This is a genomic window from Martelella mangrovi, from assembly GCF_040545495.1.
In the GTDB taxonomy this organism is placed as follows: Bacteria; Pseudomonadota; Alphaproteobacteria; order Rhizobiales; family Rhizobiaceae; genus Martelella; species Martelella mangrovi.
In genome coordinates, this window is sequence record NZ_JBEPLY010000001.1 from 144,826 (window position 1) to 165,523 (window position 20,698).

Annotated in this window: 20 protein-coding genes; 13 read left to right on the forward strand and 7 right to left on the reverse strand. The window is 60.2% G+C overall.

Translation table 11 applies throughout. The features are described from left to right. Positions 1-6: 6 nt before the first annotated feature. Together ABID12_RS00725 and ABID12_RS00730 are read right to left on the reverse strand one after the other, a co-directional pair. Complete coding sequence (locus ABID12_RS00725) at positions 7-981, reverse strand: ABC transporter substrate-binding protein (RefSeq protein ID WP_354432698.1); 975 nt, start codon at positions 979-981, stop codon at positions 7-9. A 25-nt stretch (positions 982-1,006) separates the two neighbouring features. After that, entirely contained in the window at positions 1,007-2,089 is a 1,083-nt protein-coding gene (locus ABID12_RS00730; protein WP_354432699.1) for an ABC transporter ATP-binding protein, read from the reverse strand. A gap of 415 nt (positions 2,090-2,504) precedes the next feature. On the opposite strand from ABID12_RS00730, the gene ABID12_RS00735 reads away from it, so the two are divergent. Next, a complete protein-coding gene (locus ABID12_RS00735) occupies positions 2,505-2,732 on the forward strand; it encodes a tautomerase family protein (protein WP_106309092.1) in 228 nt (75 codons plus the stop codon). Positions 2,733-2,846: 114 nt separating this feature from the next. Here the strand turns inward: ABID12_RS00735 and ABID12_RS00740 are convergent, their stop codons facing one another. From ABID12_RS00740 to ABID12_RS00750, 3 genes are all read right to left on the reverse strand, one after another. Beyond that, positions 2,847-3,695, reverse strand: a complete 849-nt coding sequence (locus ABID12_RS00740; RefSeq protein ID WP_354432700.1) for an oxidoreductase — start codon at positions 3,693-3,695, stop codon at positions 2,847-2,849. 353 nt (positions 3,696-4,048) lie between these two features. Next, positions 4,049-5,566: an MFS transporter gene (locus ABID12_RS00745; RefSeq protein WP_354432701.1), complete on the reverse strand. Its 1,518-nt coding sequence runs from the start codon at positions 5,564-5,566 to the stop codon at positions 4,049-4,051. A gap of 980 nt (positions 5,567-6,546) precedes the next feature. Further along, positions 6,547-7,290 (reverse strand): SDR family oxidoreductase, encoded by a 744-nt coding sequence (locus ABID12_RS00750; RefSeq protein ID WP_354432702.1) that lies wholly within the window; start codon positions 7,288-7,290, stop codon positions 6,547-6,549. Positions 7,291-7,512: 222 nt separating this feature from the next. On the opposite strand from ABID12_RS00750, the gene ABID12_RS00755 reads away from it, so the two are divergent. The 6 genes from ABID12_RS00755 to fdhA all read left to right on the forward strand — a co-directional run bounded on the left by ABID12_RS00755 (position 7,513) and on the right by fdhA (position 13,620). After that, positions 7,513-8,454: an AraC family transcriptional regulator gene (locus ABID12_RS00755; protein WP_354432703.1), complete on the forward strand. Its 942-nt coding sequence runs from the start codon at positions 7,513-7,515 to the stop codon at positions 8,452-8,454. A 232-nt stretch (positions 8,455-8,686) separates the two neighbouring features. Next, a complete protein-coding gene (locus ABID12_RS00760) occupies positions 8,687-9,730 on the forward strand; it encodes a methionine ABC transporter ATP-binding protein (protein WP_319519764.1) in 1,044 nt (347 codons plus the stop codon). Then, positions 9,720-10,388 carry a methionine ABC transporter permease gene (locus ABID12_RS00765; RefSeq protein ID WP_354432704.1) on the forward strand — a complete coding sequence of 223 codons (669 nt, stop codon included), beginning with the start codon at positions 9,720-9,722 and terminating at the stop codon, positions 10,386-10,388. The genes ABID12_RS00760 and ABID12_RS00765 overlap by 11 nt, the downstream gene beginning before the upstream one ends. Positions 10,389-10,445: 57 nt before the next feature. Next, complete coding sequence (locus tag ABID12_RS00770; protein WP_354432705.1) at positions 10,446-11,225, forward strand: MetQ/NlpA family ABC transporter substrate-binding protein; 780 nt, start codon at positions 10,446-10,448, stop codon at positions 11,223-11,225. A 182-nt stretch (positions 11,226-11,407) separates the two neighbouring features. Continuing rightward, positions 11,408-12,196: a MetQ/NlpA family ABC transporter substrate-binding protein gene (locus tag ABID12_RS00775; RefSeq protein WP_354432706.1), complete on the forward strand. Its 789-nt coding sequence runs from the start codon at positions 11,408-11,410 to the stop codon at positions 12,194-12,196. A 227-nt stretch (positions 12,197-12,423) separates the two neighbouring features. Continuing rightward, positions 12,424-13,620 (forward strand): formaldehyde dehydrogenase, glutathione-independent, encoded by a 1,197-nt coding sequence (fdhA, locus tag ABID12_RS00780; protein WP_354432707.1) that lies wholly within the window; start codon positions 12,424-12,426, stop codon positions 13,618-13,620. 246 nt (positions 13,621-13,866) lie between these two features. Here fdhA and nth read toward each other — a convergent pair whose 3' ends face one another. After that, positions 13,867-14,619 carry an endonuclease III gene (gene nth / locus ABID12_RS00785; RefSeq protein ID WP_354432708.1) on the reverse strand — a complete coding sequence of 251 codons (753 nt, stop codon included), beginning with the start codon at positions 14,617-14,619 and terminating at the stop codon, positions 13,867-13,869. 27 nt (positions 14,620-14,646) lie between these two features. On the opposite strand from nth, the gene ABID12_RS00790 reads away from it, so the two are divergent. The 6 genes from ABID12_RS00790 (at position 14,647) to ABID12_RS00815 (ending at position 18,730) form a co-directional block, all read left to right on the forward strand. Next, positions 14,647-15,138, forward strand: coding sequence for a DUF2244 domain-containing protein (locus ABID12_RS00790; protein WP_354432709.1), 492 nt, complete (start codon positions 14,647-14,649; stop codon positions 15,136-15,138). Between the two features lie 76 nt (positions 15,139-15,214). Further along, positions 15,215-16,099 (forward strand): methylated-DNA--[protein]-cysteine S-methyltransferase, encoded by an 885-nt coding sequence (locus ABID12_RS00795; RefSeq protein ID WP_354432710.1) that lies wholly within the window; start codon positions 15,215-15,217, stop codon positions 16,097-16,099. A gap of 331 nt (positions 16,100-16,430) precedes the next feature. Then, positions 16,431-17,387, forward strand: a complete 957-nt coding sequence (gene tal, locus ABID12_RS00800) for a transaldolase (RefSeq protein ID WP_354432711.1) — start codon at positions 16,431-16,433, stop codon at positions 17,385-17,387. Positions 17,388-17,696: 309 nt separating this feature from the next. Then, positions 17,697-17,927: a hypothetical protein gene (locus tag ABID12_RS00805; protein ID WP_106309058.1), complete on the forward strand. Its 231-nt coding sequence runs from the start codon at positions 17,697-17,699 to the stop codon at positions 17,925-17,927. Positions 17,928-18,096: 169 nt separating this feature from the next. Further along, positions 18,097-18,327: a hypothetical protein gene (locus ABID12_RS00810; RefSeq protein ID WP_106309055.1), complete on the forward strand. Its 231-nt coding sequence runs from the start codon at positions 18,097-18,099 to the stop codon at positions 18,325-18,327. A gap of 166 nt (positions 18,328-18,493) precedes the next feature. Further along, the gene (locus tag ABID12_RS00815) at positions 18,494-18,730 is read left to right on the forward strand and encodes a hypothetical protein (RefSeq protein WP_106309052.1); all 237 of its coding nucleotides are present in this window, start codon (positions 18,494-18,496) and stop codon (positions 18,728-18,730) included. Positions 18,731-19,000: 270 nt separating this feature from the next. Here ABID12_RS00815 and pgi read toward each other — a convergent pair whose 3' ends face one another. Continuing rightward, entirely contained in the window at positions 19,001-20,626 is a 1,626-nt protein-coding gene (gene pgi, locus ABID12_RS00820; protein ID WP_354432712.1) for a glucose-6-phosphate isomerase, read from the reverse strand. Between the last annotated feature and the right edge of the window lie 72 nt (positions 20,627-20,698).

Here is a 20,698-nt window from a genome sequence, read left to right on the forward strand (position 1 = left end):
TTGCGCTTACAGACCGAAGATGTCGGCGAACTGCTCGCGCACCTGGTCGTTGTTTTCAACGGCGGTGTCGACGTCGTAGCCGAGAAGCTTCATCGAGGAGAGATCGGGATAGCCTTCCGGTGCGGCAACACCCGGCAGCAGCGGGATATTGCCCTGTTTGGAAACCAGTTCCTGACCTTCCTGCGACAGCAGGAAGTCGACGAAGGTCTTGGCGGCGTCTTCGTGCTGGGTCGTGCTCATGATGGCAACCGGCTCGCCGATGAAGGAAACGCCGTCCTTCGGTGCGATATAGTCGACCGGCGAACCATCGGCCTTGGCGCGCAGCGTATTGGCGTCGACGATGATGGCGTATTTTGCCATGCCGGAGGCGACCGCCTTGGTGGCCGGGCCGTTGCCGCCTTCGGGCACGATGTCGAGATCGTTCAGACCTTCATAAAAGGCCCAGCCGATGTCCGGCGCATTGATCAGGGCGTGAAGGTGGTTCAGCGCCGCACCGGAATAAAGCGGGCTCGGCACGGCGATCTGGCCGCGATTATCGTCGACCAGAAGGTCGTTCCAGGTCTCGACCGGTTCGGCGGTTTCGGTGTTGTAGGCAATGCCGGTGGTGATCGCCTTGGTGCCGAAGAAGGTCATGTCCTTGTCGTAGGCGGCCTTGTCATAGCCATCGACCGGGGCTTGCGGATAGGCCATCAGGTGGCCGCCGGCCTTCAGCGTGCCAAGGTTGATCGGGTCGGCGACCAGAAGCACGTCGGGCTGGATGTTGCCGGCCTCGATTTCCGCGCGCATCACATTCATCAGCGCCGAGGTGCCGTTGCGGGTCCAGTTGACCTTGATGTCGGGATTGGCGGCTTCGAATGCGTCCACCGTTTCCTGCGCGATTTCCGGCGACTGGCTGGTGTAAAGCGTGATGGTTTCTTCAGCGTGGGCGGCCGAAAAGGCAAGCGTGCTGACGGTGGCAAGGGCGAGCATGGAAAGTTTCATCGGGGATTTCCTCGATTGTTGGGAGCTAGAAAGAGGCGTCTTCTGTTTGCAGGTCCGGAAGGACCCAGCCGTCGGCAAGCGTGACGGCTACGCGCTGCCCGGCCTCGATACGGGCCGGGGCAGGAACGTTCATGAAAAGGGTCTGGTTATCGGGGCCGGCGGCAAGCTCGACCCGCAGGATGTCGCCGCGATAGGTGATCCGGCGGATGGTGGCGGCAATGCCGTCGGTCTCGGTCAGCCGCAGGTCGCCGGGGTGAAAGGCAACGCGCGCCGCGTGGCGGGGCGAAGCGGACGGATGGCAGCGCAGCTGCACCGGCGCACCGAAGAAACGGGCAAAGCCATAACCGCTGTGGTCGGGCCGGAAATCCTCGATCACGCCAAGTTGGCCTTCGCCGATAAAGGTGGCGACCATTTCGTTTGCGGGCTGGCTGTAGAGTTCGGAAGGGCTGGCGAACTGGCTGATCGTCCCCTTGTCCATCACCGCAACCCGGTCTGCCAGCGCAAGGGCCTCCGACTGGTCGTGGGTGATGTAGAACATTGTCGCGCCGGATTCGTGGTGGAAACGCGCAAATTCCTCTTCCATTTCACCGCGCAGGTGGACATCCAGATTGGCCAGCGGCTCATCGAGCAGCACGACGCCGGCATCCATGGCAAGGCAGCGGGCCAGCGCCACGCGCTGGCGCTGTCCGCCGGAAAGGGCTGCCGGGCGGCGGTCGGCAAAATCCGTCAGGCCGACGAGGTCCAGAACCCGCCTTGTGCGCTCTTCGCGCTCCTGCCACGCAAGTCCCTTGACCCGAAGCCCATAAGCGACATTTCCGGCAACGCTCATATGCGGCCAGAGCGCGTAGCTCTGGAAGACGACGCCGATGCCGCGTTCTTCCGGCGGCACATGATGTCCCTCGCCGGAAAGCAGCGTATCGCCAATGTGGATCGTGCCCCGGTTGACCGGCTCGAAACCGGCAAGCGCGCGCAACAGCGTCGTCTTGCCGCAACCCGACGGCCCCAGAATGGCCACGAATTCGCCCGAGCGAATGGAAAGCGAGACACCGCGCAACACGCTGGTTTTGCCGAAGGATTTATCGACTGATGTGATTTCGATCGCGCTCATGAAACCGTCCCGGCCCTTTCCTGAACGCTGCCGGAGAACGGCGGCGGTCAGGTCTGAAAGAGATTTTGCACAGCTGTGCAATTCACGGCGCAATCAATGCACCGATACTGTGACAGTTCTGTTTCAGTGAATTTTCGGTTTTATGAAAATTGCAGGCGCGCGCCGGCTGCCCACACAACGGGGGCCTTGTATCGATATATGAATCAAGCCGTGCAGGGGTGCTGAACCTGCCGCTTTTCATGAATTCCATTCATGGGCGCCAGTCGTGCCGCCGCCTTTTACAGCGTCCATCACCGCACTAAATTCCATATTGCTGAATAAAACAGAAACAGCGTCCGATGATGTCCGGGCGTTGACGCGCATCCGGCAAGGCTTGCCGCGCCTGCGTCGATCTTTACAAATACAGGAGCCCTCAATGCCACATGTGATCGTGAAAGTCAGAGCCGGTAAAAGCGAAGAGCAGAAAAGGAAACTGGCGGAAGCCATCACCCGGGATGTCGTGGAACATATGGATACCGGCGTTGATGCCGTGAGCGTGGCGATCGAGGAAATCGAGCCCGAACGGTGGAAGGACGATGTCTATACGCCGGAGATCATGTCTGCACCGGAAAAGCTCTACAAGAAACCCGGCTACACGCTGTGAAACCGGCAAGCCGGGCGGCGTTAGCGCGTCCGGCTGCCTCTCAGGTGCAATACAGCATTTTTGCCGCGAACTCTCGGGAAGGTCGCGGCATTTCCACAGCGGTCTGTCAAAGGCCTATTCGCCCTCGGGAAAGTCCGTGCTGAGGGTCAGGTCTTTCCAGTCCTCGAAGTTTTTGCGCAGTTCCTCGACCCGCTCCATGGCGCGTTCATAGGCTTGCGCGCTGAGCAGAAGGCGCAGCGGCGGGTTTTCGACCTCGGTGATTTTCACCACGGCCGCGGCCGCGCGCACGGGATCGCCGGCCTGATGGCCCGAACCTTCCTTCAACCCCTTGCGATAGGCGCCGGCGGTTTCCGCGTAATCGTCGATCTCGATGCTGGATTCGATCACCGAGCGTCCGGCCCAGTCGGTGCGGAAACCGCCGGGTTCGACGATGGTGACCCTGATGCCAAGCGGTGCCGCTTCCTTTGCCAAAGCCTCCGAAAGCGCCTCGACGGCGAATTTGGACGCATTGTAATAGCCGAGCGCCGGATAGGCGATCAGCCCGCCAATGGACGAGAAGTTGAGGATATGCCCCTTGCGACGCGCGCGCATGCCGGGAAGGACTTTCAGCGTTAGCGCGTTGAGGCCGAAGACATTGGTCTCGAACTGACGGCGGATTTCAGCGTCCTCGCCTTCCTCGATCCCCGAGAAATAGCCGTAACCGGCATTGTTGACGAGAACGTCGATATGGCCGAACCGGGCTTCGGCGTCGGCAACGGCCTTGTCGATTGTCGCCGGATCGTTCAGGTCGAGTGAAAGCGCCAAGGCGCGGTCTTCATGGCCTTCGACCAGATCGGCAAGGCTTTCCGGGCGCCGGGCGGTCATCGCGATGCGCCAGCCTTTTGAAAGAACCAGCTTGGCGATTTCCCGTCCGAAACCGGTCGAGCATCCGGTGACGAACCAGACGGGTGTGTCCTGTGACATGGCAGAACCTCTTCGTTGTTGAAATGTGAGGTGAACCGGTTCGTTCACGCGGGGGCGCGAATGAAAGGGAGGCCACAGCTGTCATTCAGCGGGCTTCCCTGTTATCTGGGGTGCAAGGCGGGTCGTTTCATGGGCGTGGCAGGCATAATATTCATGCAACCAGCTCATCAATCGCGGTCAGCCGGAGCGCTCAGAACAGACCATCCAGCCTGCAATTGACATGCAGTTCCGGCACGGACGCCGTGTTCGGCAGTTCGATGGCGTGCATGACAAGCCCTGCCGCGGCTTCCCCCGGTCAGCATCATGATCGGACGATCTGTCATCAAGAACCTCTTTATTCCTCTGCAGGCCCTTTACGCCGCGCCGATCCGAACGGCTTCGCGGCCGGACCTGATCAGGCTCAGACTGCCCGTAATAACCGTCAGCGCCAGGCAGAACATGACGAACACGGTGTGATGAAACGCGAAGTCGTAGGCGGTGCGGAGAATGCCCGCCGGGACGTTTTCCGCCAGCTTTCCGGCGGCAAGCGCAGAAAGCGCTTTCAGCTTCGCCGTTGTGTCGCCAAGCCGCGTGAGGGCCGACGGGTTGTCGTTCGACCATTTCAGCAGAAACAGCCAGAACACGCTGCCATAGAGCGCGGCGGCAACGGCCTCGCTGCCGAGCCGGACCGTGTTGATAATGCCGGCGGCTTTGGCGGTCTGGTGTCGTTCGATATGCCGGAGCGCCTGCATGTCGGTCAGGCTGAAGGTGATGCCGCTGCCAGCCCCGATCAGCGCCAGGGAAAGGAGCAGCGGCGCGGCATTGCCGAGGAACAGGCCAATGCCGGTCAGAACCGTCAGGCAGGCGAGCGCCAGGATGAGAAAGGGCGGCAGGCCGAGCTTCAGCCCCGGTTTCGTCAGCAGCGGAAAGACAACCATCGGCGCCGTCAGCGCCGCCATGCGATAGCTCGCCTCGACCTCGCCAAGGCCGTGCACGACGATGAGATAGGTCGGCATATAAAGAAGGATGACGAAGAAGGTGAGTGAGGGAAAGATGGCGGAAAGGCACCAGCCCCAGTAACCGAGATTGATGCCGCGGGCCTCTTCCCTATCAGCGGTTCTGCGGCGGCGATGCATGATGAAAAGAAACAGAACCGAGGCGAGGCCGATGGCAAGAGCGCCGGATACGGACGGATTGCCGAGGCCGAGCGACGGCCCTTCGATCAGGACGAAAAACAGAGAGATTGTCGCGGCAAAGCGGATCAGCAGGTGGGAAATCGCCATCGACGGCGCTGTCGGGTTCCCTGTTTCGGGGACGGCACTCTTCGCCATCGCCACACCGGCAGCCGCGAAGAAAGCCGCCTGCACCAGAAAGACCGACTGCCAGCCGAACCGCGTCGCCACGAATGCCGCAAGTACGGGGCCAAGCGCCAGTCCCGATCCAATGGCGGTTCCGAACATGGCGAAGACGCTCATCTGCCTGTGGCCGTCGAACAGGGCATTCAGCACGGCGGGGCCGGTTGCCAGAAGCGCTGCCGCGCCGATGCCGGCAATGCTGCGGGCAATCACCAGAGCGGCATAGTCCGTCAGAAACGCGCTGGCCAGCGAGGCGGACGACAGAAGCATGATGCCGAACAGAAACACCCGCCTCTTGCCCCGGCTGTCGGCGATGGCGCCGAAAACGACCGTCATTCCGGCCGAGCAGAGCAGGAAGGAGGTGATCACCCACTGAACCTGCGAAAGGCTGACAGCCAGCACGGAACTCAGATTGGGGATGATCGTCGCGACCCCGGAAATGGTTGCCGGTATGCCGAAAAAGGCGATCAGGACGGCAATCAGCGCCGCCGTCCGGTCTGGCGAGAACCGGTTATCCTGAAGCTCTGAATTGTCCATATGCGGCCGCGTCCTTGTTCTGTTGAAGGCGCTCGGTCAACGCGGATCACCGTATGATAGAGGATGCGAAGCCGGGAACCGGGAAGGTTCCACAATACCCGGCTTCAGCCTTTGCGCAATGCGCAATCATCTTCGCGCAACCGCCGGACCGCCGCTCTGTCCGCCCGTTGCAGAATGGCGAAACCAACCCTATTGTGACGGGCCGTGAGCGTCACACTCAACTGTCACCGTTGAGTACACCCAAATGTGTCACAGGCTGGAATCTTGTCGCGAAACATCCGACATACCCGGCTTCAGGATTTCCGTTACATTGGAAAGCAGCCATAAGGCGAATTCCGGACGTTCAACGCCGTTTTGCTATTTCTCTGCATAATAGGATAAAAACGGGCACGCCAATCATAACCAAGCCCCACGGAAACAACGCGATATTGAATGCTATCAGCGCTCCTGCAAAGCACAGGAACGAAAATACAATCAGAAGATTCGCCAGCCCGCGCCTCCAATTGTCCATCCGTTCTGCCTTTCGTGAAAATCCCGATTTTTGTTGATGTTTTGCGTTAGACCTCTGCGAGGCGAAGACAGCGTCCCAAAATCTATATTCTATATTTGTCCGTCAAGTTGACCTCAATCGCAGCCTCGGGCCGACGGGCCTAACCCCGCATTACAATATTCACTTTGTCTGCAGGTGACGGATTTTTTACCAAATCGCGCACGCGATCCGCCCATTTGCCGGACGCTTCTGCGCTTTTCTCCAACGAAGTCGTTTGCCACCGTCAGTTCGCTGTCGAAACGATCGTTCCAGGATGGACGCTGCTCGAAACAAGGCGACAAAAGGTCATAGACAGGAACACCCGGCAGACGATGTCGTCTGCCGGGCCTTTGTCGCGCGAAGGCGTGAAATCTGATGCTGTGAAACCGAAACCGCCTTCAGCAAGTCGTATCGGCCCGCCGCTGCCGGCAGGCCGATACGGCGTTTCCGTTTACCAGGGCTGGTTGGCCGGCCCGACGGTGAACTCGCTGACATTGGTGTCTTCCGGCATGTCGAGCGCGAAGGCGACGACGTCGGCGATGCGGTCCGGCGAGATGCCGAAGGCGTCATAGACCTGCTGCATGCCGTCGGCCGAACCCTTGTCGGTGATGGTGTCGAGCAGTTCGGTGTTGATCGCGGCCGGATAGAGCGTTGCCGTGCGGATATTGGTGCCTTCCATGGCCGATTCCATGCGCAGCACTTCCATGAAGTCGCGGACGAACCACTTGGTGCCGCCGTAGACAGCCGTGCCCGGATAGGCCTTGAGGCCGGCAACCGAGGAAACCGCGAGGATGTGACCGGACTTCTGTTCGGTAAATGTCGGCATGACAGCGGCAACGCCGTTCAGAACGCCGTTGATGTTGACGTCGACCATCTGTTTCCATTCGTCGGTCTTGACGGCGGAAACCGGGCTGACCGGCATCAGGCCGGCATTGAGGAAGATCGCGTCGAGGCGGCCGAAGCTGTCCTTGGCAAGCTTGACGATGGCTTCGTTGTCGGCCGGCTTGGTGACATCGAGCGCCTGATAGACGGCTTCGCCGCCGGCGTTCTTGATCTCGTCGGCAATCTGTTTGAGCTTGTCTTCGCGGCGTGCGCCGAGAACGACCTTGGCGCCCTTGCTGGCGATGAGCTTGGCGGCGGCTTCGCCGATACCGGACGATGCACCGGTGATGAGAACGACTTTATCCTTAATCATAACAAACCTCCTTGTTTATTTTTCTGTGCCGGATGTCCCGGCGGCATAGCCGGGTTCAAACGTCCCCGGGCTTGGATGAATGCAATATTCCACATCATCGCGGAGACAAGGTAGACTGATTCAGTCAATTTCTTGCCTGATCCTCCAGATCCCGGGAATTTCAGGCGACATCCAGCCGCGCACCCCTTATGCTGAACACAACACGATCAAGGGACGTCTGAAATGACAAACCATACTCAGAACGGGCCTCAGGCCATGTCCGAAGATAAATTTAGAGCACTCTGCAATATTGTCGAGCGCCACATCGCCGGCCGGGAAGACCGGGAAACGCCGGTTCCCAACCTTGCGCTCTTCCGCAGGGAGACAACGACGGAGCCGGTCAGCTGCCGCGTCGAGCCCTGTATCGTCTTCGTTCTGCAGGGCGCAAAGCAGATGCTGATCGGCGACCGGGAATACAGATATGGCGCAGACCGGTTCCTGATCGCCTCGCTCGATCTGCCCGGCAGTTCGCAGGTGCTGGAGGCAAGCCCGGACAAGCCCTGTCTGGGCATGGTCATGCGCCTTGATCTGCGCATGATTGCCGAACTGAGCGCGCAGGTCTCCGTGCCGACGGCCCGCACGGGCGCGGATGCCGGTGCGGCCGTCGGCACCATGACGCCCGGATTGGAGGAGGCGTTTGGCCGGCTCCTGTCGCTGGTTGACGAGCCTGAGGCGATTGACGTGCTCGCACCGCTGATCGAGCGTGAAATCCACTACCGGCTGCTGAGGACCGATGTCGCCGAACGGCTGCTGCGGATCGTCTCCGTCGGCAGCCAGGGCCAGCGGATCGCCCGCGCCGTCGACTGGCTGAAGACCAATTATGCGCGACCTCTGCGCGTCGAGGATCTGGCCGCCCATGTGCAGATGAGCCCCTCCAGCCTGCATCACCATTTCCGCCACCTGACGGCGATGAGCCCGCTGCAATATCAGAAATGGCTGCGTCTCAACGAGGCGCGGCGGCTGATGCTGAACGCGCATCTCGATGCCGCGGGCGCTGCCTTCCATGTCGGCTATGAAAGCCCGTCGCAGTTCAGTCGCGAATACAGCCGCCTGTTCGGCGCCCCGCCCAAGCGCGACATCGAGGGTCTGGCCGGCAAAGCCCTGCCCAGCATGGCGACGGTGTGAGGGATGCGGCGCGTCTGAAATTGGCCCGGGGCGTGCGGACATACCCGGCAAACACCGGCTTTCGTATTTTCGGTTTGAAAAGAACCGGTGGAGAGTGCTAACGGGTTGCAAACCTTTTCCAAGCGGTTTCCCGCGAGATTTCCTCGTCGGTTGCTGCACATAAGAAGAGATCCCGATGGCGGAAAATGTCTCCGGCCTGACCGTGCGGCAGGACACTGAAACGGTGTCGCCGATGGTCAGCTTTGAAAATGTGACCAAGAGCTTCAACAGCCGGGAGACCGGCAAACGCGCCTTCAAGGCGCTCGACGATGTCAGCTACAGCGTGCCCCGGGGCGCGATTACCGGCATTATCGGCCGGTCGGGCGCGGGCAAGTCAACGCTCGTGCGGCTGGTCAACGGCCTGGAGAAGCCGAGCGCGGGTCGCGTGATTGTCGACGGCACGGAGGTTTCCGCCCTTGATGAAGTGGCGCTGAGGTCCGTGCGCCGGTCAATCGGCATGATCTTCCAGCACTTCAATCTTCTGTCGTCGCGCACGGTTTATGACAATGTCGCCATGCCGCTGGAGATTGCGGGCGTTGGCAAGCAGGAGATCCGGAAGCGGATCGAGCCGCTGATCGATCTTGTCGGCCTTTCCGAACGCACCCGCCATTACCCGGCACAGCTTTCCGGCGGGCAGAAGCAGCGGGTCGGCATTGCGCGCGCGCTTGCCTCCGAGCCCAAGCTGCTGCTTTCCGACGAGGCGACATCGGCTCTTGACCCGGAAACCACCCAGCAGATCCTTGAACTGTTGAAGACGATCAACCGCGATCTCGGCCTGACCGTGCTGCTGATCACCCATGAGATGGAAGTGGTCAAGGCCGTGACATCCCGCGTTGCCGTGATGGACAACGGCCGGATTGCCGAAAGCGGGCGGACCTTCGATGTCTTCACCGCACCGCAACACGAGACCACCCGGTCGATGCTGGCGGCACTGCCGGGCGGCAGCCTGCCGGACTGGATCGGACGCCAGGTGATCTCCGAGCCGAAACCGGGATGCGATGCGCTTCTGCGCCTGCGGTTTTTCGGTGAGACCGCCGATCAGCCGCTGGTTTCGCGCCTGATGGCGGAGCTTGGAAGCCCGGTCAACATCATTGCCGGAACCGTGGACGAGATTGCCGGAGAACCCTACGGCACGCTCTATGTGGCCTATTCCGCCGATCCGGCGGTGATGAAGAAGGCCGAACACTTCTATGCCCGAACCGGTCTGAATGCGGAGGTCGTCGGTTATGTCGCCTGATATGCTCATCTCTCTTCTGACCAAGGGAACATTGCAGACGCTGCAGATGGTCGCCATTTCCGGCCTGATCGGCACCGCGCTTGGCCTGCCGATCGGCATTTTTCTGGCCACGAGCGGCCGGGGCGAATTGCTGCAGGCGCCGCTTCTCAACCGTATTGTCGGGCTGATCGTCAATGCCACGCGGTCAACGCCGTTCATCATTCTCGTGGTCGCGATCATTCCGTTTACGCGGCTGATCGCGGGCACGTCGATCGGCACCCAGGCGGCGATCGTGCCATTGACGGTCGCCACCATTCCCTTCTTTGCGCGGCTTGTCGAAAGTGCCATCCGTGAAGTCGACAAGGGGCTGATCGAGGCGGCCCGCGCCATGGGCGCCACGCCGATGCAGATCGTCGTCAAGGTGCTGCTGGCGGAATCGAAGCCCGCCATCACGCTGGCCTTCACGCTCACCATCGTCAGCCTGATCGGCTATTCCGCCATGGTCGGTGCCGTCGGCGGCGGCGGTCTCGGCGATCTCGGCATCCGTTATGGCTATCAGCGCTTCATGCCGGGCGTCATGCTGGCGGTCGTGGTGGTGCTGATCGTGCTGGTGCAGGCGATCCAGAGCGCCGGTGACCGCCTGGCGCGCAGCTTCGACAAGAAAAACGCAAGCCGGTAGGCGATCGGCAGCACCGATGCCGGTCCCCAGGATTTTCCCAAGCCAAGAGGATCTGTCATGAAGAAACTGCTTTCCACCGCGGTGCTCGCCGCCCTCCTTTCCGCCGGTCTGGCCCATGCCGAAACCAAAAAGGTCGGCGTCACACCCGGCCCGCATGCCCAGATTGTCGAGAAGGTGAAGGCGGTTGCCGCCGAAAAGGGGCTTGATCTCGAAGTCATCGAGTTTTCCGACTATGTCGTGCCGAACCAGGCGCTCAACGATGGCGACCTCGATATCAACTCCTTTCAGCATCAGCCCTATCTCGACAATCAGGTCGCCGATCGCGGTTTCGATCTCGTCAGCGTTGCCCAGTCGGTGAATTTTCCGATGGCCGGCTATTCCAGCAAGATCGACAGCAAGGATGGCATTCCCGACGGGGCGACAATCGCGCTTCCCAACGACCCGAGCAATGGCGCGCGCGCCCTGCTGATGCTTGAGGATCAGGGCCTGATCGGTCTGACGGACGGGATCGGTGTGCGCGCCAGCGTCGTCGACATTGTCGACAATCCGCATGATTTCGACTTTGTCGAACTGGATGCCGCCCAGCTGCCGCGCGCGCTCAATGATGTCGATGTTGCGCTGATCACCACCAATTATGCGCTGGATGCCGGCCTCAACCCGGTCAAGGATTCGCTGTTCCGCGAAGGCGCAAAAGCGCCCTATGTCGGCATCATCGCCGTGCGTGCGGAAGACAAGGATGCCGACTGGGTGAACACCTTTGTTGAGAGCTATCACAGCCCCGAGGTCAAGGCCTATATCGAGGAACAGTTCAAGGGTGCCATCACCCCGACCTGGTAAGGTGCTTGCAGGTGTCCGGCCCGGCTGCGGGCGCACCGGTTTTTGGCAAGAAATTGCGCCAAGGCACCGGCTTTGGAAACCGGATTTCTTCAGCATCGGCCGGGCACAGGATAATCAGAGAAAAATATCAGGAAACAGGCCTGTCCGGCATCATGCCCGGCGGGCAGCCCAGGGACAACACAATGAAATTCGTAAACCTATTTGCCTCACTCGCTCTGTCCGCTGCCGTTGTTGCAGGGCCCGCCCTTGCAAAGGACAAGATCATCGTCGGCGTGACCCCCGGTGCGCATGAGGAAATTCTCGAGCAGGTGCAGAAGCTTGCCAAGGAGAAGGGACTTGATGTCGAAATCGCCAGCTTCAGCGATTACGTCGTGCCCAATCAGGCGCTCAATGACGGCGATCTCGATCTCAACAGCTTCCAGCACGTGCCCTATCTCGACAACCAGGTCGCCGATCGCGGCTATGACCTGAAGGCCGTCGGCAAGACGATCATCACGCCGATGGGCATTTATTCCAACAAGGTCGAAAGCGTCGACGACATTCCGGAAAACAGCCGTGTCGCGATCCCGAACGACCCGACCAATGGCGGCCGTGCGCTTCTTCTGCTGCAAGCCAAGGGCGTTATCAAGCTTGCCGATGGCGCCGGACTGAAGGCAACGCCGCTGGATATCGTTGAAAACCCCAAGAATATCGAAATTCTTGAGCTGGATGCGGCGCAGCTGCCGCGCGTTCTCAACGATGTTTCGGTTGCCGCGATCAACACCAATTATGCGCTCGATGCCGGTTTCAACCCGATCGAGGATTCGATTGCCATCGAAAGCCCCGACAGCCCCTACGCCAACGTGATCGTGGCGCGCACCGAGGATGCGGATGCCGACTGGGTCAAGGAGTTCGTCGAGATTTACCAGTCCGATGAAATCCGCAACTTCATCGAAACCACCTATGGCGGCGCCGTCGTACCGGTCTTTTGATCGCAACAGGTGATGCTCCGGCTGGCTGCCGCAAGGTGATTTTTACGGTCGTCTTTCCGGTGTTTTCCCGGGCCTGACATCGCCCATATGCCACCCGACAGACGTCGGTTTCAGATGCCGCCATATCCATGGCGGCATTTTTGATGCGCAATCATGTCGTTTTCAGACACGAATCGGCCTTCTTCCACGCAGATGATGGGCGTTCATAGCGAGCCTGGGAGGAAGACATGGCAAGTGCATCAAACCGCGGCGTGATATTTCAGGGCGCCGGCAAGGTTACAGTCGAGACGATCGACTTTCCGAAACTGGCGCTGGGAGAACGCCGCTGCGATCACGGTGTGATCCTGAAAATCCTGACCACCAATATCTGCGGATCCGATCAGCACATGGTGCGCGGGCGCACCACAGCGCCGCAGGGCCTTGTGCTTGGCCATGAAATCACCGGCCAGGTGATCGAATGCGGCCGCGATGTGGAATTCATCAGCGTCGGCGATGTCGTTTCCGTACCGTTCAACATTGCCTGCGGGCGCTGCCGCAACTGCAAGGAAGGCAAGACCGGCATTTGCCTGAACGTCAATCCGTCGCGCCCGGGCGCGGCTTACGGCTATGTCGACATGGGCGGCTGGGTCGGCGGGCAGGCTGAATATGTCATGGTGCCCTATGCCGACTTCAACCTGCTGAAATTTCCCGACCGCGAACAGGCGATGGAGAAGATCACCAACCTGACGCTGCTGTCCGACATCTTCCCGACCGGCTTTCATGGCTGCGTGACGGCGGGTGTGGGGCCGGGTTCGATCGTCTACATTGCCGGCGCCGGTCCGGTCGGCCTTGCCGCCGCTGCCTCTGCACGGCTTCTGGGGGCGGCCTGCGTCATTGTCGGCGACATGATCCCCGAACGGCTGCGGCAGGCAAAGAGTTTCGGCTGCGAGGCCATAGACCTCAGGCAGGATGCGAGCCTGCCGGAAATGGTCGCCGAGATCACCGGTTCGCCGGAGGTGGATGCCTTTGTCGACTGCGTCGGCTTCGAGGCGCATGGCTGCGGCCATGATCACGGACACGAAAAGCCCGCCACCGTTCTGAACTCGGCCATGGACCTGACACGGGCCGGCGGTCAGATCGGCATTCCCGGTCTTTACGTCACCGAAGACCCCGGCGCGGAAGACAAGGCCGCCCAGACGGGATCGCTCAGCCTGCGTTTCGGCCTCGGTTGGGCCAAGTCGCATTCCTTCCACACCGGCCAATGCCCGGTGATGCGCTATAATCGGGCGCTGATGCAGGCCATCCTGTTTGACCGGGTGGATATTGCCAAGGCGGTCAATGTCGAACTCATCACGCTCGATGACGCGCCGCGCGGCTATGCCGATTTCGATGGCGGCGCGGCAAAGAAATTCGTCATCGACCCGCACGGATCGGTCGCGGCCTGAAAACGGTCGGAGACCGTCCGGACGGCTGACAAATGCGGAGATGTGCAGGTTGTTGCGTCCGTCAGCTGTCCCCACGGGTGTCATGCCCGGGCGTGACCCGGGCATCCATTCCGCTCAAGCACTTGAGCAGAAAGGCTTTTCAGGCAAGCCTGCATCGTGTGGCCCTGGACCCTCGGGTCAAGCCCGAGGGTGACGCAGAGTGTGTGGCAGCTTTGTCAGTAAACTGAACGGCTGGAGACCGTCGGTTCATTCAACCGGCACCAACGGCGCCGGCATTTCGCTGGTCTTCTCCGCCGCCTTGCAGATATCGGCGATGACACAGGCCGGACAGTCCGGCTTGCGTGCCTTGCAGACATAGCGTCCGTGCAGGATCAGCCAGTGATGGGCGTGGAACAGATAATCCGGCGGGATGATTTTCTCGAGGCTTGCCTCCACCTGATCCGGCGTCTTGCCGGGCGCCAGACCGGTGCGGTTGGCGATGCGGAAGATATGGGTGTCGACGGCAATCGTCGCTTTCCCGAAAGCCATGGACATCACCACATTGGCGGTCTTGCGGCCGACGCCCGGCAGGCTGACCAGTTCCTCGCGCGTTTTCGGAACTTCGCCGCCGAATTCATCAATCAGCTTGTGGCTCATCGCGATCACGTTTTTGGCCTTGTTGCGGTATAGCCCGATGGTCTTGATGTAGGAAATCAGTCCTTCCTCGCCGAGTTCCAGCATCTTTTCCGGCGTGTCGGCAACGGCAAAGAGGCCTTTCGTCGCCTTGTTGACGCCGACATCGGTGGCCTGTGCGGAAAGCGCAACGGCCACCAGCAGCGTGAAGGCATTGGTGTGTTCCAGCTCGCCCTTCGGCTCCGGCCGCTGCACCGAAAACCGGCGGAAGATTTCCCGGATTTCATCCTTCGAATAGGCCGAGCGGGCCGATCCGCGCTTGCCGGACACGCCCGGATTTGACTTTTTCGCTCTTTGGGTGCTCACTGATGACTTGGCTTTTATCATGTTTGTTTGATCGCTTGCATTCTGCCCATGACCGATGTGACCGCGTTTGAGGACAGGCCGGTGTTCTCGGCTGAACTTTTCCCCCATCGCTCCCTGGGGCGCAAGGGGTTTCGTGTGCTGCTCGCACTTGCCGCGGTCGGCCTTTTTCCCAATGCGCTCTGGTTTGCCGCTCACGGCGCATGGCCGATCGCGCTTTATTGCGCGCTGGCATTTGTCGCGCTTTATGGCGCTTTCCGGCTGTCCTACCGCTCGGCCAGGATGCGTGAACATGTCTCGGTTTCAAGGCTTTGCGTCTCGGTGCGGCAGGTAGCGCCTTCGGGGCGCATGGTTGAAACCCGCTTCAATCCGTTCGGCACGCGCTTTGCCGTCGACCGTCACGACGAGTTCGGCATTACCGGCATGCGGCTTTTAAGCCGTGACGAACGGCTCGAGATCGGCGCCTTTCTCAATCCGGATGATCGGGAGAGCTTTGCCGCCGCCTTTTGTCAGGCTCTTGCCACCGTAAAACAGCGCATATGACGGGTGTCGGCAAGTTTCGGGTGGTCGTGACGGCAAAAAGCATGTTTCCTTCATGGATTGAAGGAGCCCGAAACCGATGAACATCCTCGCTGACACCATTTCCGATAATGCCGTCGACAACACGCCGCGCGATGCGGACTATGATATCGTGCGCCAGGTGATTGCGATCATCAGCGAGGAATACCGCGACCAGCCGGGGCTTGAAACCATTGCCCGGCGGCTCGACATGTCGCCAACCACATTGCAGAAGACGTTTACCCGCTGGGCCGGGCTGTCGCCCAAGGCCTTTCTCCAGGCTATCACGCTCGACCACGCCAAGCGCCTGCTCGGCGAGGAGAAGTTGCCGCTTCTCGACACCTCTTATGAACTCGGCCTTTCCGGCCCGGGGCGTCTGCACGATCTGTTCGTGACGCATGAGAGCATGTCGCCCGGCGAGTGGAAGGCCGGCGGCGGCGGGCTTGTCATCCGTTACGGTTTTCATGCCTCGCCCTTCGGTACCGCACTGGTGATGGCAACCGAACGCGGGCTTGCCGGCATCGCCTTTGCCGATCCCGGTGAGGAACAGTCCGCCCTTGAAGACATGTCCGCCCGCTGGCCGCAGGCCTGCTATGTCGAGGACTGGGTCATGACGGAGGCTTTTGCCCGGAGGATCTTCGATCCGGCGGAATGGACACCGGAACGCCCGCTCAAGGTCGTGTTGATCGGGACGGATTTTCAGGTCCAGGTCTGGGAAAGCCTTTTGAAAATCCCGCTGGGCACGGCCAAAACCTATTCCGATATCGCCCGCGAGATCGGCCGCCCCAAGGCGTCCCGCGCGGTCGGCGCTGCCATCGGCCGCAATCCGATATCCTTCGTCGTGCCCTGCCATCGCGCCATCGGCAAATCCGGCGCACTGACCGGCTATCACTGGGGCCTGACCCGCAAGCGCGCCATGCTTGGCTGGGAGGCGGGGCAGGTCTGATGGCGGATCTGACCGGGCCCCGGACGGCGCGTTGCGACAGCGCGCTGTTTTTTCCCGACATTGTTTGAGCACGGTCAAACACAAGTCTAAATCGATTGATATCCTGCCTTGACTCGAAAAATGGCGCTTTGCGATACTCGCGGGCGAAATTCAGCGGACGTCGGCGCTTGCGTCCGGCGCCGATGTTTGCCAACAGTCATTGAAAGATCACCGCGGCGCGTTAACCTACTGGCAGACCGCGCGGAAATAGCGCGAACGCTGTTTGGCATCGAAATTGAAAGTGGTCCGCAAGCCATCGTGTCGCGGACCCGGAAAACGAAGGATGAAGATCATGGCTTCCAAACTTGACCAATTGCGCGAGATGACGACGGTCGTCGCTGATACCGGCGACATCAAGGCCGTCGCCAAGATCAAGCCGGTCGACTGCACGACCAACCCCAGCATCGTGCTCAAGGCGCTGTCGACCGATATGTTCGATGAGCAGTTTGCCGACGCCATCAAATGGGGCAAGGCCCAGTCCGGCGACAAGGATGAAGTCGTTGCAGCTGTCGCCAGCCGCCTTGCCATCGATGTCGGCGAGGCTCTCGTCAAGCTGGTGCCCGGCCGGGTTTCCACCGAAGTCGACGCCGACCTGTCATTCAACACCGAAGGCTCGATTGCCAAGGCCCGCGAAATCATCGCGGCCTATGAAGAGCGCGGCATCGGCAAGGACCGCATCCTCATCAAGCTGGCTTCCACATGGGAAGGCATTCGCGCCTGCGAAGTGCTGCAGAAGGAAGGCATCGACTGCAACCTGACGCTGCTGTTCTCCAAATGCCAGGCGATTGCCTGCGCCGATGCCGGCGCTTTCCTGATTTCGCCCTTCGTCGGCCGTATCCTCGACTGGTACAAGAAGGCCACGGGCGAGGACTACACCGCCGAAACCGATCCGGGCGTCCTGTCGGTGCGTTCGATCTACAATTACTACAAGGCCAATGGCATCAGCACCGTGGTCATGGGCGCGTCGTTCCGCAATACCGGTGAAATCGAAGGTCTGGCCGGGTGCGACCGCCTGACGATCTCGCCGAACCTGCTCGAGGAACTGGCCAATGACGAAGGCAAGCTGGAACGCAAGCTTGCACCGGAAACCTTCGAAGCCGAACCGAAGGTCGAAATGGACGAGCAGACCTTCCGTTGGATGATGAACGAAGACGCCATGGCGACTGAAAAGCTGGCCGAAGGCATCCGTAATTTTGCTGCCGACCTCGGAAAACTGCGCACGAAAGTGGCAAAAGAACTCGACGCCTGATCACGAAAACGTCAGATTGCACAAAAATCAACCCGGCCCTTGCGGCCGGGTTTTTTGATGCGCGGGTCACCTCAGCCAGCAGCGCGCGCCTGTGATGCGCATATATATCCTATTGAAAATAAAAGAATAATTCTATCGGTCGATGCGCTGAATTATGAGGCGTGCGCGCTGTTTCGGTGAACGCCCACCGGAGAGTGTCAACATTTTGACAACGCAGCGGTGCGAAAATGGCGTCTTGTTGATCATTCGATTAAATCCTAACTCCCGGTCATCGAACGAAACAACGATGACACACAGGAGTTCATCACAATGTCCAAGTTTATCGCATCCGCCGCCCTGGTCTCTGTTCTTGCCGCCGCTCCGGCCGCCTTCGCGCTTCAGCCTTCGGCTATCCCGGAAACCGGCACGCTCACCAAGGCCCCTGTCGGCAGCACGGTCACCATCGAATCGACCGGCAAGTTCGGCAACCGTTACCAGAACTACTTCCGTGTTGCTGAAAACGGCGAACTGGAATTCGTTTTCCAGGACACAGTGAACTGATTTCACACAACAAAAGAGGCGCGGGCAAGGGGCTGAACGGCCCCAGGCCCGCCGCTCAAAACCCGCAGAGCGATCAAAAAAAATTCGCTCACATCGCTTTGAGCCTCTTGTTAATCAATTGATTAAAACTACATCTGAACCATCAGATAGAATCAGTCAGGAGACTGTCATGAAGAAGATTTTTGCATCCGCCGCCCTGGTTTCCGTTCTTGCGGCTGCCCCGGCTGCGTTCGCCATCCAGCCTTCGGCTATCCCGGAAACCGGCACGCTGACCAAGGCTCCGACCGGCAGCACAGTCGTGATCCAGTCGACCGGCAAGTTCGGCAACCAGTACGACAACTATTTCCGCGTGGGTGAAGACGGCGAACTGGAGTTCGTCGACCAGTTCCGCATGAACTGATCATCGCTTGCGCGACAGGGCAAGAGCGACGGGGCATGGGGCCCTTGAGCTTGAGCCCGCAACCCGCCCGTCAGCGTCGCGGTCAGGCATGAAGCCGGCCTGTGGAATAGCTTTCGGGCAACCCAAACACTCCCAAGACTTTAAAAACCAATCAGGAGAGACTCCCATGAAGAAGATTTTTGCATCCGCCGCCCTCGTTTCCGTTCTCGCTGCCGCTCCGGCCGCCTTCGCGCTTTCGCCGTCGGCTATCCCGGAAACCGGTACGCTTTCCAAGGCACCGGTCGGCAGCACCGTCATGATCGAAGGCACCAACAAGTTCGGTGACCACTTCGACAACTACTTCCGCGTTGGCGAAAACGGCGAACTTGAATTCGTTGATCAGGTTCGTCAGAGCAACGACTAATCTCCTCGTCGTTACTCTTACCCTGGGCAAAGCAGAAAAGGGCGGCCGCAACAAGCGGCCGCCCTTTTTATGTGCCTAAAATCAAGACCTTCGCCCGCAGCGGCGATTACGCCTTTCCTGCGTTGCGCCGCCAGACCTGTGCTTTCGGAGAGGGCCCGACCGCCTTTTGGGTTGGTCGAAGCCGGAAAGGTCCGGCAAACCCGGATGCGACCCGGCGGGTCCTGACACAGCAGTTGCTCGCCCGGATCGCTATTTCACGCGAACCTGACTTCAGTGCGCCGCGGCAAGAAGGGTGGCAACGAGGCCTTTGGTCGAGGAATCGTGCCCTTCGGCGCTTTCGCTTCCCGAGACCACCGGCAGCAGACCGGTGGCAAGTTCCTTGCCAAGCTCCACGCCCCACTGATCGAAGGAATTGATGCCGAAAAGCACGCCTTCGACGAAGACGCGGTGTTCGTAAAGCGCGATCATCCGGCCAAGCGCGTAAGGCGTCAGTGCATCATAGACGAAGGTGATCGACGGGCGGTTGCCGGAAAATACGCGGTGCGGCGCAATCTTGTCGGCCGTTTCGGCATCCATCCCCTTGTCGAGAAGCTGGGCCTTGGCCTCTTCCAGCGTGCGCCCCTTCATCAGGGCCTCCGACTGGGCCAGGCAATTGGCCATCAGCAACTGGTGCTGGTGCCGCAGGTCGGTTTCATGGCCATTGGCGGCGATCATGAATTCGATCGGGATGATGTTGGTGCCCTGGTGGAGCAACTGGAAGAAAGCGTGCTGGCCATTGGTGCCGGGTTCGCCCCAGACGATCGGGCCGGTCGGCGTGGTCACCTCCTCAGAGCCGATCGTCACCGACTTGCCGTTGCTCTCCATGTCGAGCTGCTGGAGATAGGCGGCAAATCGCGACATGCGCTGGTCATAGGGGATGACGGCGCGCGACGGGTAGCCGAGCACGACACGCTGGTAATAGCCGATCAGGCCGAGCATGAAGGGCAGGTTTTCGGTCACCGGCGCTTCCTGGAAATGCTTGTCGATGGCGTGCGCACCATCAAGGAAGGCGCCGAAATTCTTCGACCCGATCGCGATCATCAGCGGCAGGCCGATTGCCGACCAGATCGAATAACGTCCGCCGACCCAGTCCCAGAAGCCGAAGACGCGCGAGGAGTCGATGCCGAAATCGGCAACCTTGCCGAGCGCGGTCGAAACGGCGCAAAAGTGATGGCCGACAGCCTCTTCGCCGAGCGCTTCCGCGATGAATTTGCGCGCCGTGCCGGCATTGGTCATGGTTTCGATTGTGGTGAAAGTCTTGGAGGCGACGATGAACAGCGTCGTTTCCGGATTAAGGCCGGCAATCGTGTCGGCAATATGGGCGCCGTCGATATTGGAGACGTAATGCAGCCGCGGCCCGTCGTGATAAGGCGCCAGCGCCAGCGTGGTCATGGCCGGGCCGAGGTCCGAACCGCCAATGCCGATATTGACAACATCGGTGAAGGCCTTGCCGGTGGCGCCGTTGATGCTGCCGCTGCGAATGCCCTCGGAGAATTTGCCCATGGCGTCGAGCACGTCGTTGACGTCGGGCATGACATCCTTGCCGTCAACCATGACCGGCGTATTGGCGCGGTTGCGCAGCGCGGTGTGCAGCACGGCGCGGTCTTCGGTGATGTTGATCTTTTCACCCGCAAACATGGCCGCGCGCTTTTCCTCGACGCCCTTTTCCGCGGCGAGCCTGACGAGCGCGTCAAGGACCTCGGCATTGATGGCAATCTTGGAGAAATCCATCAGCAGGTCTTCAAACCGCAGGCTGAAATTCCTGAAACGCTCCGGGTCGCCGGCAAATGCTGCGCGCAGATCCGTGGCGCTTGTCCTGTCGGCTGTTTTCTTGAGGGAATTGAGAAGGGCATTCATGTCGATGTGCTCCCTGAAAATGCTTTGATTGGGCGGTTATAGCGCTTTTTTAAAACGATTGAATGGGATTCT

Excerpts from the sequence above, each read along its gene's own strand:
- ABID12_RS00725 (WP_354432698.1), bottom strand. The coding sequence starts at position 981 with ATGAAACTTTCCATGCTCGCCCTTGCCACCGTCAGCACGCTTGCCTTT.
- ABID12_RS00730 (WP_354432699.1), bottom strand. The coding sequence starts at position 2,089 with ATGAGCGCGATCGAAATCACATCAGTCGATAAATCCTTCGGCAAAACC.
- ABID12_RS00735 (WP_106309092.1), top strand. The coding sequence starts at position 2,505 with ATGCCACATGTGATCGTGAAAGTCAGAGCCGGTAAAAGCGAAGAGCAG.
- ABID12_RS00740 (WP_354432700.1), bottom strand. The coding sequence starts at position 3,695 with ATGTCACAGGACACACCCGTCTGGTTCGTCACCGGATGCTCGACCGGT.
- ABID12_RS00745 (WP_354432701.1), bottom strand. The coding sequence starts at position 5,566 with ATGGACAATTCAGAGCTTCAGGATAACCGGTTCTCGCCAGACCGGACG.
- ABID12_RS00750 (WP_354432702.1), bottom strand. The coding sequence starts at position 7,290 with ATGATTAAGGATAAAGTCGTTCTCATCACCGGTGCATCGTCCGGTATC.
- ABID12_RS00755 (WP_354432703.1), top strand. The coding sequence starts at position 7,513 with ATGACAAACCATACTCAGAACGGGCCTCAGGCCATGTCCGAAGATAAA.
- ABID12_RS00760 (WP_319519764.1), top strand. The coding sequence starts at position 8,687 with ATGGTCAGCTTTGAAAATGTGACCAAGAGCTTCAACAGCCGGGAGACC.
- ABID12_RS00765 (WP_354432704.1), top strand. The coding sequence starts at position 9,720 with ATGTCGCCTGATATGCTCATCTCTCTTCTGACCAAGGGAACATTGCAG.
- ABID12_RS00770 (WP_354432705.1), top strand. The coding sequence starts at position 10,446 with ATGAAGAAACTGCTTTCCACCGCGGTGCTCGCCGCCCTCCTTTCCGCC.
- ABID12_RS00775 (WP_354432706.1), top strand. The coding sequence starts at position 11,408 with ATGAAATTCGTAAACCTATTTGCCTCACTCGCTCTGTCCGCTGCCGTT.
- fdhA (WP_354432707.1), top strand. The coding sequence starts at position 12,424 with ATGGCAAGTGCATCAAACCGCGGCGTGATATTTCAGGGCGCCGGCAAG.
- nth (WP_354432708.1), bottom strand. The coding sequence starts at position 14,619 with ATGATAAAAGCCAAGTCATCAGTGAGCACCCAAAGAGCGAAAAAGTCA.
- ABID12_RS00790 (WP_354432709.1), top strand. The coding sequence starts at position 14,647 with ATGACCGATGTGACCGCGTTTGAGGACAGGCCGGTGTTCTCGGCTGAA.
- ABID12_RS00795 (WP_354432710.1), top strand. The coding sequence starts at position 15,215 with ATGAACATCCTCGCTGACACCATTTCCGATAATGCCGTCGACAACACG.
- tal (WP_354432711.1), top strand. The coding sequence starts at position 16,431 with ATGGCTTCCAAACTTGACCAATTGCGCGAGATGACGACGGTCGTCGCT.
- ABID12_RS00805 (WP_106309058.1), top strand. The coding sequence starts at position 17,697 with ATGTCCAAGTTTATCGCATCCGCCGCCCTGGTCTCTGTTCTTGCCGCC.
- ABID12_RS00810 (WP_106309055.1), top strand. The coding sequence starts at position 18,097 with ATGAAGAAGATTTTTGCATCCGCCGCCCTGGTTTCCGTTCTTGCGGCT.
- ABID12_RS00815 (WP_106309052.1), top strand. The coding sequence starts at position 18,494 with ATGAAGAAGATTTTTGCATCCGCCGCCCTCGTTTCCGTTCTCGCTGCC.
- pgi (WP_354432712.1), bottom strand. The coding sequence starts at position 20,626 with ATGAATGCCCTTCTCAATTCCCTCAAGAAAACAGCCGACAGGACAAGC.